The sequence below is a fragment of the Martinezella sp. CNPSo 3959 genome (genome assembly GCF_057784355.1).
Map to the genome: position 1 here is coordinate 488,377 of NZ_JBXSOV010000001.1, position 12,576 is coordinate 500,952.

Annotated in this window: 10 protein-coding genes; 3 read left to right on the forward strand and 7 right to left on the reverse strand. The window is 58.9% G+C overall.

What is annotated here, in order from left to right; genetic code table 11:
• Positions 1–181: 181 nt before the first annotated feature.
• Positions 182–1,216, forward strand: coding sequence for a LacI family DNA-binding transcriptional regulator (locus AC13RE_RS02490; RefSeq protein WP_132716805.1), 1,035 nt, complete (start codon positions 182–184; stop codon positions 1,214–1,216).
• A gap of 62 nt (positions 1,217–1,278) precedes the next feature.
• On the opposite strand, the gene gndA is transcribed toward AC13RE_RS02490, so the two are convergent.
• Positions 1,279–2,706, reverse strand: a complete 1,428-nt coding sequence (gndA, locus tag AC13RE_RS02495) for an NADP-dependent phosphogluconate dehydrogenase (protein WP_488561830.1) — start codon at positions 2,704–2,706, stop codon at positions 1,279–1,281.
• 284 nt (positions 2,707–2,990) lie between these two features.
• Here gndA and AC13RE_RS02500 point away from each other — a divergent pair, with 284 nt between their 5' ends.
• On the forward strand, positions 2,991–3,389 hold the full coding sequence (locus AC13RE_RS02500) for an SRPBCC family protein (protein ID WP_488561831.1): 399 nt from the start codon (positions 2,991–2,993) through the stop codon (positions 3,387–3,389).
• 6 nt (positions 3,390–3,395) lie between these two features.
• Here AC13RE_RS02500 and AC13RE_RS02505 read toward each other — a convergent pair whose 3' ends face one another.
• From AC13RE_RS02505 to AC13RE_RS02530, 6 genes are all read right to left on the reverse strand, one after another.
• The gene (locus tag AC13RE_RS02505; RefSeq protein WP_488561832.1) at positions 3,396–4,010 is read right to left on the reverse strand and encodes an ABC-type transport auxiliary lipoprotein family protein; all 615 of its coding nucleotides are present in this window, start codon (positions 4,008–4,010) and stop codon (positions 3,396–3,398) included.
• Between the two features lie 38 nt (positions 4,011–4,048).
• Positions 4,049–5,419: an MlaD family protein gene (locus tag AC13RE_RS02510; RefSeq protein WP_015340103.1), complete on the reverse strand. Its 1,371-nt coding sequence runs from the start codon at positions 5,417–5,419 to the stop codon at positions 4,049–4,051.
• A gap of 9 nt (positions 5,420–5,428) precedes the next feature.
• Complete coding sequence (locus AC13RE_RS02515) at positions 5,429–6,292, reverse strand: ABC transporter ATP-binding protein (RefSeq protein WP_041677900.1); 864 nt, start codon at positions 6,290–6,292, stop codon at positions 5,429–5,431.
• A 12-nt stretch (positions 6,293–6,304) separates the two neighbouring features.
• Positions 6,305–7,465: an MlaE family lipid ABC transporter permease subunit gene (locus AC13RE_RS02520; protein WP_488561833.1), complete on the reverse strand. Its 1,161-nt coding sequence runs from the start codon at positions 7,463–7,465 to the stop codon at positions 6,305–6,307.
• Between the two features lie 150 nt (positions 7,466–7,615).
• Entirely contained in the window at positions 7,616–8,833 is a 1,218-nt protein-coding gene (locus AC13RE_RS02525) for an MFS transporter (protein ID WP_132716809.1), read from the reverse strand.
• A gap of 154 nt (positions 8,834–8,987) precedes the next feature.
• Positions 8,988–9,794, reverse strand: a complete 807-nt coding sequence (locus AC13RE_RS02530) for a UDP-2,3-diacylglucosamine diphosphatase (RefSeq protein ID WP_132716810.1) — start codon at positions 9,792–9,794, stop codon at positions 8,988–8,990.
• A 275-nt stretch (positions 9,795–10,069) separates the two neighbouring features.
• Here AC13RE_RS02530 and AC13RE_RS02535 point away from each other — a divergent pair, with 275 nt between their 5' ends.
• A complete protein-coding gene (locus AC13RE_RS02535; protein ID WP_488561834.1) occupies positions 10,070–12,382 on the forward strand; it encodes an NADP-dependent malic enzyme in 2,313 nt (770 codons plus the stop codon).
• Positions 12,383–12,576 lie beyond the last annotated feature (194 nt).

Genomic DNA, 12,576 nt, shown 5'->3' on the forward strand with positions numbered 1-12,576 from the left:
AAGGATGCGGATTAAACCGTCGCATATATTAGTTTTCTCGACATGAGAAAAAGTGCTCGACTTTTCCACTGTATCGTTACAGATTTTCGAGACGAGGAAGGAGTGACCACATCACAAATATGCTTGCAGCGCTGTTGCGGGCACTATAAGCGGTCGGTCGCGGGAGGCAGCATTGCAGGATATGGACAGTAAAAAGATTTCCGGCAGCAGCACAGCGCAGTCTACACATGAACGGCCGACGCTCAAGACGATCGCCTTTATGACCGGGCTTGGGATAACCACCGTCTCTCGCGCCTTGAAAGATGCTCCTGACATCGGCGCCGAGACCAAACAGCGGGTGCGCATGGTCGCGCGGCAGCTGGGATATCATCCCAATCGCGCCGGCGTACGTCTCAGGACCGGAAAGACCAATGTTATCGCCCTGGTCCTGAGCATGCACGAAGACATCATGGGCTTTACCAGCCAGATCGTCTTCGGCATTTCCGAGGTTCTCGCCGGTACCCAGTATCATCTGGTCATCACGCCGCATTCGCTTAGCAAGGACTCGCTGGTTCCGGTCCGCTATATCCTGGATACTGGCTCGGCCGACGGCGTCATCATATCGCGCACCGAACCCAACGATCCGCGCGTCGCGCTCATGCATGATCGCGGCATGCCTTTTTCCACGCATGGACGGACGGATATGGGCATCGTCCACCCCTTCCATGATTTCGACAACGAAGCCTTCACGCACGAAGCCGTGCAGGCGCTGGTCGCCAAAGGACGGCGTCGCTTGGCGCTTCTGCAGCCCTCCAACAAGCTGACTTACTATTCGCATACCCGCATCGGTTTCCAGACGGGTTTGCGTCAATATGGTGCTGAAGAGATCCCGCTCGGGATCACCACGGACAACACCCTTGCCGATATCAAGGACACGGTCGAAGCACTGATGCGCTCTCCACATGCACCCGATGGTTTCATCTGCTCCAGCAGCGGCGGCGCCATTGCCGTCAATGCCGGAATCGAGGCCGCTGGTTTTCGTCTCGGGCGTGACATCGACATGGTCGCCAAGCAATCGACCGATGTCTTGAGCTGGATCAGGCCCGATATCATTGCGGCGTCGGAAGACTTTCGTCATGCCGGCCGGGAGCTCGCCAAGGCGGTCATCGCGCGCATCGACGGCGTGGAGCCCGAGCTTCTGCAAAGCATCAGCCCGCCCGTCTGGTCAAACGGCTGATAAGGAAAAGGCCTGCAGGGTTTCACCGGCAGGCCTTTTGATCATCGTATCCGACTACTCTATCAGGCTGTAGCACCACTGCCCCATGGGCCGTGGTGAATATCCTTGCCGTCGACACGGTCGAAGCCGTGAGCGCCGAAGAAGTCGCGCTGAGCCTGGATCAGGTTGGCGGTGCCGCGCGCCTGGCGATACGCGTCGAAATAGGTCAACGCAGAAGCAAGCGCGGGAACCGGCAGGCCGGCAGCAGTCGCAGCCGAAACGATGCGGCGCAGCGACGGGATCGATTCCTTGACCATCTCTGCAAAGGCCGGAGTAACGATCAGGTTCGCCGCATCCGGCGTCTTCGTGAAGGCGCTGGTGATCTCATCGAGGAACTGTGAGCGGATGATGCAGCCGGCACGCCAAATCTTGGCGATGACGGGCATCGGCAGCGACCAGTTGAACTCCTTCGAAGCCTCGGTCATGACGGCAAAGCCCTGCGCGTAGGCGCCGATCTTGGCAGCAAAAAGCGCCAGTTCCAGATCCTTCAAGAGGTCGGGGCCGAAGGCGATCGGGAACTTGTAGTCCGGCGTGCCGAAGATCTTCTCGGCGGCCTCGCGCTGGCTCTTGATGGCCGAGAGGCTGCGGGCGGCAACGGCGGCTTCGATGGCGGTTGCAGGAATGCCCATGTTCTGGGCTTCGATAACCGACCACTTGCCGGTGCCCTTCTGGCCGGCTTTGTCGAGAATGACATCAGGCATGGCGCTGCCGGTTGCGGGATCCTTCGCGGCAAGAACCTTCTCGGTAATCTCGATGAGATAGGAGTTGAGGCGACCCTTGTTCCATTCGCCGAAGATCGAGCTGATATCGGCAGCGCTCTTGCCGAGGCCGTCGCGCAGGATGCCGTAGATTTCGGCGATCATCTGCATATCGGCATATTCGATGCCGTTGTGGATCGTCTTGACGAAGTGACCGGCGCCGTCATTGCCGAGCCAGGCAACGCATGGATCGTCGTTGTATTTCGCAGCGATCGAGGTCAGCACCTTTTCGACGCGCTTGTAGGACTCTTCCGTGCCGCCGACCATGATGGAGGGGCCATGGCGCGCACCTTCCTCGCCGCCGGACACGCCCATGCCGATGAAGGTCAGGCCGGTATCCTTGAGGCGGTCGAAGCGGGCGATCGTGTCGCGGAAATTGGCATTGCCGGCGTCGATCATGATATCGCCCTTGTCCAGATAGGGCTGCAGCGCCGCCATCTGCTGGTCGACCGGCTCGCCGGCCTTGATCATGATGATGATCGGCCGTGGCGGACGGATTGCCTCGACGAACTCCTCGATCGTCTTGCAGGGAATGATCTTGTCCTTGAGTGCGCCCGCATTCGCGTAGAATTCATCCGTTACCTGAGGAGTACGGTTGAACACTGCAATCTTGTTGCCTTTTTCAGCGATGTTGAGCGCCAGATTCGATCCCATTACCGCGAGACCGATCAGCCCGATTTCTGCCTTTTCCACGACAATCCTCCAATGAACCGTTCACTGCGCTCAGCCCACCCTGAAGACGCAGCAATATCCGATGAGACGCAATGCCGCCGGCGCTTGGCGCGACAGGCGGCAGCCCTGCGTTGGGGCTGTTGTTGCACTCCGGGCGGAAAACGGCAAGCCTCCGAAAGCCGTGAATCGTTCCCTTTGCAGGACTGTGCAACAATGTTGCCGAATTGGCGATTCATTCGCGTGCGAACCCTGGCTTGTTCAGCCGGTCTCAGTCCCTTGATGGTGATATAGAGGAGGAAAACACCATGTCGACCATGAATGCGAAGATCGTACATATCTCCATCGATCGCGACTGGAGGAAGGTCTACGACTACGCCAGCCGTCCTGAAAACATGCCCTTCTGGGCCTCAGGCCTGGCATCCGGGCTGACGCAGGATGGCAATGATTGGATCGCCGAAGGCACGCTCGGCACTGCACGTGTGCGCTTCTCACCCCGCAATGACTTTGGTGTCATCGACCATTGGGTAACGCTCGAATCCGATCTGCAAGTCTATAATGCCTTACGCGTCGTACCGAACGGCGATGGTTGCGAGGTCATGTTCACCGTGCTTGAGCTACCGGGCATGGAGGCAGAGCAATTCGCGGCCGATGCCGCGCATGTCATGCGGGATCTGAAGACGCTGAAGGAGTTGATGGAGCGCTGACCGCCCTTACAGTGAGCGCAACGTCCAGTCGACGAGTTCGCCTGTCACACCGGCAAATGCGGCATCGAGCGCCCGCACGAAATCGGGATTGCTGCCGCCGCTGACCGGCACAACCTTCCGGAATACGTTCTGGGCCTTCACCGTACCGGTGCGATCGTTCAGGATCTTTTCGGAAATTTCGACGACTGCCGTCTTATGGCCACCGGACGCATTGATCTCGAAGGAGCGGATATCGGTGACGATCTGATAGTCGATTGCAAGCCCCTGCCCGGGTACGCCGACGCCACCGAGCTTGCCGGTATTCTCGAAAGCCTCGACCAGCTTCGATTGCACCATCTTGCTCAGCTTGTCGCTCCATTGCGATTTGCCGAGATATTGAATTTCCGAGCCCGAGACGCGAATGACGATTTGATTGCTGTCCAGAGCCTGCAGCGCGGTCGGCGGCGGGATGAGGATCTGGCGGCTTTTGACCGAAGGTCCATTCGTCTTCGCCGACGCGGAAAGATCGTAGGTATCATTGTTGGAGGAGGTTCCACAGCCTCCCAGCAAGGCCGCGAGCAACGGCAACGCGATCACAGCTTTCCACACCTGATGACGCTCACTCGACACGCAACCGACCATATTTCGCTTATCCCCTGGAGACCAGATATCGCTCTTCATCAATGCCGCGCGCGGCCGTCGTAAGTCTTGACCGTATCCCCGCCGAAAATCAGTCGTTGCGGATTGCGGTCGAAATTAGTGATTGTACTATTCAGATTGTCAACCGTGCCCCGCATGTCGTTGATGAGGGTCTGGGCATCGCGCAAGCCGCTGCTGGAAAACTTCTGCAGATTGTCGGCGATCGGCCCGATGCGGGAATTGAGATTGTCCGCCATCTTCTTGAAGGATTCGAGCGTGTCCTTGGCTTCTGCAAACAGCGATTTGGTGCTGTCGTCGCCGAGCAAGGAATTGACCTTGGTCAGGATGCCGTCGACCTTGCCGGACGCCGCATTGAGCTTGGTCGAAATCTCGCGGGCATTGGCAATCGTCTGATCGATATCCTGCTGATGCGAGGCAACCGAGTTAGCGACGTCCCGGATCGAGGCAACCGCGGTACGAGCCTGTTTCGTCACATCGGCAATATCGTCAACCGATCCCTTGATCTTGGCCGGATCGATCTGCGCGACGATCGCATCGACTCGATCCAGGGTCTTTTGAGCGTTCTGACCAAACGTCGTATAGGTGTCGGCCGTCTGCTTGAAACTTGCAATCGTCGCCTTCAGATCGGTCGTCGCATCGGCGACATTGGCCGTGATCTTGTCGGCATTGGCGATGACGTCGTTGACCTTCTGGGCATCGACAGCGCGCACCAGCTTTTCGATCGCATCCAACGTCGAGTCGACGCGGACCGAGACCGTCTTGAAGGTATCGGAAAGCTGGCCGACGCTTGCCAGGAACTTGTCGATATTGTCGGAATTGTCAGCGATGGCCTTGGAGAATTTCTGCGCATTGCGCACGGTGTCCGTCAGCGGCCCGCGCGAATCCGAGACGAAGCCCTGGATGTCGCCGATCGTGTCGTTGGCGCGGTTCAGGATCTTGTCGGCCGTCGTCAACAGGTTGGTCACGCTCGACTGGTCTGCGAGCAATACCGCTCGCTTGCCCGTGTCGATCGAGCGCTTGAGGATATTTTCGTCGCTGTTGCGACCGCCGGAAAGCTCGATATAGGCAGCACCCGTCAGGCCCTGGATCTCAAGAATGGCCTTGGTCGAGGTGTAGACTGGTGCATCGGCGCGCACCTGCGTGAAAGCGAGAGAATAGTTCGGGTCGTCGGCATCGATTGAAAGGCCCTGCACCGAACCGACCTGAATACCGTTGAAGCGGACCGGCGAGCCGACGCTCAACCCATTTGCCGAGCCCGGAATGCGCACGACGAGCTCGACCATCGGACCGCCCCGGCCGTATTCCGCCATCCAGTAGACGAAGCCGAAGGCGGCAGCGATGACAACCAGCGTGAAGAACCCGACGATCGTGTAATTGGCTTTGGTTTCCATTGTCTCCAGTCACTTCTCGCGGCTGTGGGCGCCTGCGCCTTTGTCGTCGTTGTGCCCTCTGATGTCCTCGCGCGGCACGATCGAGCGTGCGCGCTTGCCCCTGAAGTAGGATTGCACCCAGGGGTCATCACAGGCGAGCATGTCCTCAACCGTGCCTTCCACCAATACCCGCTTCTGTCCGAGGACAGCAATACGGTCACAGACGGAAAACAGGCTGTCGAGGTCGTGAGTCACCATATAAACGGTCAGGCCCAGCGTGTCGCGCAGCTTGGCAATCAATTCGTCGAACTCCGACGCACCGATCGGATCGAGGCCCGAGGTCGGCTCATCGAGGAAAACGAGGTCGGGATCGAGCGCCAGGGCTCTCGCCAGCGCCGCGCGCTTGATCATGCCGCCCGAAAGCTCGGAAGGATATTTGTCGGCTGCGTCAGCGGCGAGACCCACCATGCGGATCTTCATCAGCGCAAGCTCGTCCATCATCTCTTTCGGCAGGTCCAGATATTCCCGCATCGGTACCTGGATGTTTTCCTTGACCGTCAGCGAGGAAAACAGTGCACCTTGCTGAAAGAGCACGCCAAGCCGCATGTCGAGCCGATTGCGATCCTCTTCGTCGAGCTTGTCGTAATCTTCGCCGAGGATCTCGATCTTGCCCGATCGGCGCGGCAGGAGCCGCAGCACAGTGCGCAGCAGCACGGACTTGCCGGCGCCGGAAGCGCCAACGAAACCGAGGATTTCGCCGCGATAGATATTGAGGTTCAACTTATCGAGAACAACTTTCGAGCCGAAAGCCACAGTGACATCCCGAGCCGACAGCACGATGTCCCTGCCCTGCTCATCTTTTTCCAACGGGATTTCCGAGTGAAGCGCGCTCATCGTTATCGTCCCTCAGAAATCGATTGCCGCATAGAACATGGCGAAAAGCCCATCCATGAGGATAACGACGAAGATCGACTTCACCACCGATGACGTCACGTGCTGACCGAGAGACTCGGCGCTACCGCCCACCTTCAAGCCCTCGACTGCGGCGACGATGCCGATCACCAGCGCCATGAACGGCGCCTTGATCATGCCTGAAATGACCGTTGAAAGGCTGACGGCCTCATGCAGGCGCGAGATGAAGGTCGCAAACGTGATGCCGGAATAGGCCCAGGACACCAATGCAGCGCCAAAAAGCGCGGCAAAGTTGGCAATAACCGTCAGCAGCGGCAAGGCCACCGTCAGCGCCACCAGCCGGGGAAAGATGAGCACGCCGACGGGGTTCAGGCCCATAACCTTCAGCGCGTCGACTTCCTCGCGCATCTTCATGGAGCCGATTTCGGCGGTAATCGCGCTGCCGGAACGGCCGGCAATCATGATCGCGGTCAGAAGCACGCCGATTTCGCGCAATTGCAGGATTCCGACCAGATCGACCACGAAGATTTCCGCGCCGAAATAACGCAGCTGGAAAGCACCTTGCTGGGCGATGATTGCGCCGATCAGCGATGACATCAGCAGGATGATCGGAACGGCGCGCACAGCCATATGATCGATCTGATTGATGATCGAGGCTGGCGAAACACCGCTGCCGCGGCCAAACTTGAGCTGGCCGCCGCGCACGGCCGAACCCAGTATATACATGGCGGCAATGAGATTGCCCCAGATATCGTAGACGCTTTCGCCGATAGGCGCGAAGAAACGCTCCGCCCATGATTTCCTCGGCTTCGCCGCTGCCGCCTCATCGTCCGGATGCGCGTCGAAAGTCGTCAGCAATTCGTCGATATGCGGATTGGACCCCTCGATCGTAACGCGAGCCTTGTGTGCTTCCTGGCTTTCTTTCAGCCGGCGGATCAGCAGCACACCTGCCGTATCCACATCCGAAAGACCGGAAAGATCGATCACGACGTCGCCGCCGGAGCTGCGCTTGGACAACTGCTCGATCTGTCGCAGCACGCCATGCACATTGGCGCTGCGCCAATTGCCTTGCAGCCGATAGCGATGGCCTGCGCCTTCGGGCGCATCATCGATCTTCGGTGCATCGGACTTTTGCTCGGCTGCTTTCAAACTCATGCGTCTTTCAAATCTGGCACAACATACGCCGACTCGGTGAGCCCGCTTGGTCAATGCTTAATACACCGACTATGCGTGGAATTTCCATCTCGCGCCGACGCCAACTTATGTCACGGCTTTTTGATATCCAAATGAATTTGTTGCACCGCATCAGGATACGCCGTGAGCGCCGCCGCCGATTGCCGGCGTCCTGGCCTGCAGCCCGTAGGCGAAAATGACCATAACCAGCCCGAAGGCTGCAATGCCGGCCATGACATAATAACTGGCGAGGTCAAGCCAGGCATAGAGATAGCCGGATGCAAGGGTCATCAACCCTAAGAACATGCCATTGTAAAAATAATACGCCCCCTGGGCCGATGATTCCTGCGTTTCGTGCACTGAGGCCACTATGCGACGCTGAATGCCTGTGTGGACGCAGGCATAGGTGCAGGAATGAAAACACTGCAGGATGAAATAGCCGAAGAAGCCGAAATTGATCGGAAACAGGATCCAGCGCAGAATACACATGGTCGCGCCGAAAAAGATCAATGTCCAGGCGCTGAACCGCCGACTGAGCTTCTTCGACAGGAAGAAAACCATCACCTCAGCCGCGACGCCGATGCTCCATAGAACAGCAATTTGCGCGCCGGAAAAGCCAAGCTTATGCCAGTAGATCGATGCAAACGTATAAAGCATCGCATGGCTCGATTGCTGGATCGACACGCCGATCATAGTGATGAGCAAGTGCGGCGAGCGCAGATTTCCGGTCGGCGATTGCAGATTGATCGGCAGGTTGCGCCGGCGCGTCGGCCCGATGCGCGGGGCGAAAAACCCCATCAGCGTCGTCAGAATGAATCCGGCCACCATTACCGGCAAGACAGTGGTGCCGCCCCACATGCCAATCAGCTGGCCGCCGAGAAGGGTCGACAGGATGAATGTAATCGATCCCCAGACCCGCATGGAGCCATAGTCGAAGCCCCAGCGGCGCACGCCCGACATGGCGATCGACTCAACCACGGGCACGTAAGGCGCGTAGGTGGCGCCCTGAATGCCGTAGACCAGAAGCACCGGCCAGAAGTCGCTCGTCCAGTAGAGCGCGACAGCCGTCAGCAGCGACAGGGCACCCGACCATAGCAACACATCCGCCCGCTCCGTCATATGATCGGCGAGCACCGCGATGATGGGTGTCACGAGCACCCGAACGACCATGGGAATGGCAAGCACCAGGCCGATCTCATGGTCATTGAAATTCAGCCCCGCCAGCCAGACGGGGAAAAACGGCAGGGCAATTCCGTTGACGAACAACGGAGCGCAGTAGGACAAGGCAGTGCGCAAGCGGAAATATGGAGGCGCACCCTCGCCCTGGAAGGACTTGATCGCGGGAATCATGACAGACCTGAAGGGAACTCATTTGTCCCTATCACGCTATCGAGAATACGACTATGGCGAGAAATGGCCAAACCGTACCGTTTCGGAAAAACCGAAGCCGGAGGCGTTCAATAATTATGACAAGCTATTAGCAAGCCTGTGAACAGGCGCAGAATTATGCTGCCTGTGCCCCGAGTGCCCGCGGCATTTCCTCGACAGGCGAGCCAACCGGTTGCGTCTCGAGAATATTCTGCCAGGTAATCAGCTCGAACGTGCCGTCTTCGTGTTCGGCAATCGCCGTGCAGCTTTCCACCCAGTCGCCCGTGTTGATGTAACGGATGCCATCGAGATCCTCGATCACCGCATGGTGGATATGGCCGCAGATGACGCCATCGGCGTCGTTGCGCTTGGCCTCTTCGGCCACGACACGCTGAAATTCGCCGATGAAATTGACGGCGTGCTTTACCTGCAGCTTCGCCCAGGCCGAGAAGGACCAGTATGGCATGTTCAGCCGGCGGCGTACCGCTGCAAGGCCGATGTTGATCAGGATTGCCGTGTCATAGGCCCAATCACCAAGATAGGCGAGCAGGCGGGCATTGCGGACGACGACATCGAATTCATCGCCATGTAGCACCAGATATTTCTTGCCGTCGGCCGTTTCATGCATGGCGCGCTGCGCCACCTCGATGCCGCCGAAATGCATGCCGGGGAAGTCACGCAGGAATTCGTCGTGATTGCCGGGGATATAGACGATGCGCGTACCCTTGCGCGCCTTGCGCAGGAGCTTCTGGACCACGTCGTTGCAGTGCTGGGGCCAGTACCAGTTTCGCTTCAGTCTCCAGCCATCCACGATGTCACCGACCAGAAATATGGTATCGGCTTCGTGATGACGGAGAAAGTCGAGCAGGTAGTCCGCCTTGGCGGCCTTCGAGCCGAGGTGCACGTCAGAAATGAATAGCGTTCGGAAATGCCGGGGGTCCATGTTTTCATTCACGAACTATACGTCCGTGCCCTATCCTACGTTGGCTATTCCAAAACCAGACTCGTGTTTCAGGAAGATGACAATCCCTGTGCTTGACGGCTCAGCCGCCAGCGCAGCGTTCGATCCAAGGGACGCGCGCCGCTTAATTCTTGCAAAAAAGGCAATTCAGTTTTGTCGCGACAAAAACGCTTTGTGACCTCAATTCCATACTGTGAAGGCGAAGCGATTGATGTATGCAGAAGACTCAAAGCGCAGGCAGGAATGGAGACCGCGAGATGGATACGCACGACACTTCGAAAAAAGCCGAAAACATGGCGAGTGGCGATTTCGATGAACAGGCGCTCTATTTCCATCGCTATCCCCGCCCCGGCAAGCTTGAAATCCAGGCCACCAAGCCGCTCGGCAACCAGCGCGATCTGGCGCTTGCCTATTCGCCCGGCGTCGCCGCGCCCTGTCTTGCCATTCGCGACAATCCGGAAACGGCCGCTTATTACACGTCCCGCGCCAATCTCGTAGCGGTGATTTCCAACGGTTCGGCGGTCCTCGGCCTCGGCAATATCGGCCCGCTCGCTTCCAAGCCAGTCATGGAAGGCAAGGCCGTTCTCTTCAAGAAATTCGCCGGCATCGATGTCTTCGACATCGAAATCGCAGCGCCGACGGTCGATGAGATGGTCAACACCGTCTCGGCGCTCGAACCGACCTTCGGCGGTATCAATCTCGAAGACATCAAAGCGCCGGAATGCTTCGACGTCGAGCGCCGCCTGCGCGAGAAAATGGAAATTCCGGTCTTCCACGACGATCAGCACGGCACCGCCATCATCGTCGCTGCCGCCATCCTCAACGGACTGGAACTGGCCGGCAAGAAGATCGAAGAGGTCAAGATCGTCGCCTCCGGCGCGGGCGCAGCCGCGCTTGCCTGCCTCAACCTGCTCGTCATTCTCGGCGCCAGGCGCGAAAACATCTGGGTTCATGATATCGAAGGCTTGGTCTACAAGGACCGCAACGTCCTGATGGACGAGTGGAAGTCCGTGTACGCCCAGGACAGCGACAAGCGCGTGCTGGCCGAATCCATTCCGGGCGCCGACGTCTTCCTCGGCCTGTCCGCCGCCGGCGTGCTGAAGCCCGAACTGCTGGCGCAGATGGCCGAAAAGCCGCTGATCATGGCGCTCGCCAATCCGACGCCGGAAATCATGCCGGATCTCGCCCGTGCCGCCCGCCCCGATGCGATGATCTGCACCGGCCGCTCGGATTTCCCGAACCAAGTCAACAACGTCCTCTGCTTCCCCTATATCTTCCGCGGCGCGCTCGATTGCGGCGCGAAGACGATCAACGAAGAGATGAAGATGGCCGCCGTGCGCGCCATCGCAGCACTTGCCCGCGAGGAGCCTTCCGATGTCGCGGCGCGGGCCTATACCGGCGAAACTCCGGTCTTCGGGCCCAACTATCTGATCCCTTCGCCCTTCGACCCGCGCCTCATCCTGCGCATTGCGCCGGCCGTGGCAAAGGCAGCCGCAGACAGCGGCGTCGCCCTGCGTCCGATCACCGATTTCGACGCTTATATGGACGAGCTCAACCGCTTCGTCTTCCGCTCGGGCTTCGTCATGAAGCCGATCTTTGCGGCCGCGAAGATTGCCGAGCGCAAGCGCGTCGTCTTTTCCGAAGGCGAGGACGAACGCGTGCTGCGCGCCGCCCAGGTTCTTCTTGAAGAAGGCACGGCCGTCCCGATCCTGATCGGCCGTCCTTCCGTCATCGAGACGCGCCTGAAGCGCTACGGCCTGAAGATCCGTCCGAATACCGATTTTGCCGTCATCAATCCGGAAGACGATCCCCGCTTCCGCGAATATGTCGAGCTTTATTTCTCGCTGGTCGGCCGCGCGGGCGTTATCCCCGAAGCAGCGCGCACCATCGTTCGCACCAATACGACCGTCATCGGCGCACTTGCTCTGAAGCGCGGCGAAGCCGATGCGCTCATCTGCGGTCTCGAAGGCCGTTATGAGCGTCATTTGCGCATCGTCCGCCAGGTCATCGGCAAGCGGCCGGACGTTCGTGATTTCTCGGCATTGAGCCTGCTCATTTCGCAGCGGGGCGCGACTTTCTACACCGATACCTATGTGACCTTTAATCCGACAGCCGAGGAAATCGCGGAATCCACCTGGCTGGCTGCCGAGGAAATCAAGCGCTTCGGCATCGAGCCGCGCGCTGCCCTCGTCTCGCATTCCAACTTCGGCTCCCGGGAGTCGGAAAGCGCTACCAAGATGCGCGAAGCGCTGGCTCTCGTCCGCAAGGCAGCGCCGGATCTGGAGGTCGATGGCGAAATGCATGGCGACAGCGCCATTTCCGAGAGCCTGCGCCGCCACGTTATGCCGGACAGCGCGCTTTCCGGCGAAGCCAATCTATTGGTCTTCCCCAATCTCGATGCGGCCAATATCACGCTCGGCGTGGTCAAGACCATGACCGATGGTCTGCATGTCGGTCCCATCCTGCTCGGGACGGCGCTTCCGGCCCATATTCTCTCGCCGTCGGTCACTTCCCGTGGCGTTGTCAACATGGCGGCGCTCGCCGTCGTCGAGGCCTCACAGATCGCCTGATACTGCGCCTCGCAGCCGCCGTCAGAACGGTACCGCGTTTCATGCAACGCGGTGCCGCCCATCTCCTGGCTATTGGCGGCTGCGAGCTGCAATTTCACGAAAATCCTCTCGAAATCCGTGCTTTTTCATGGATACGTTGTTAAGCTGCAGCGTGTAATCTTTAGCGACTTAAAACCGCTTTCGAGAGCAGAACC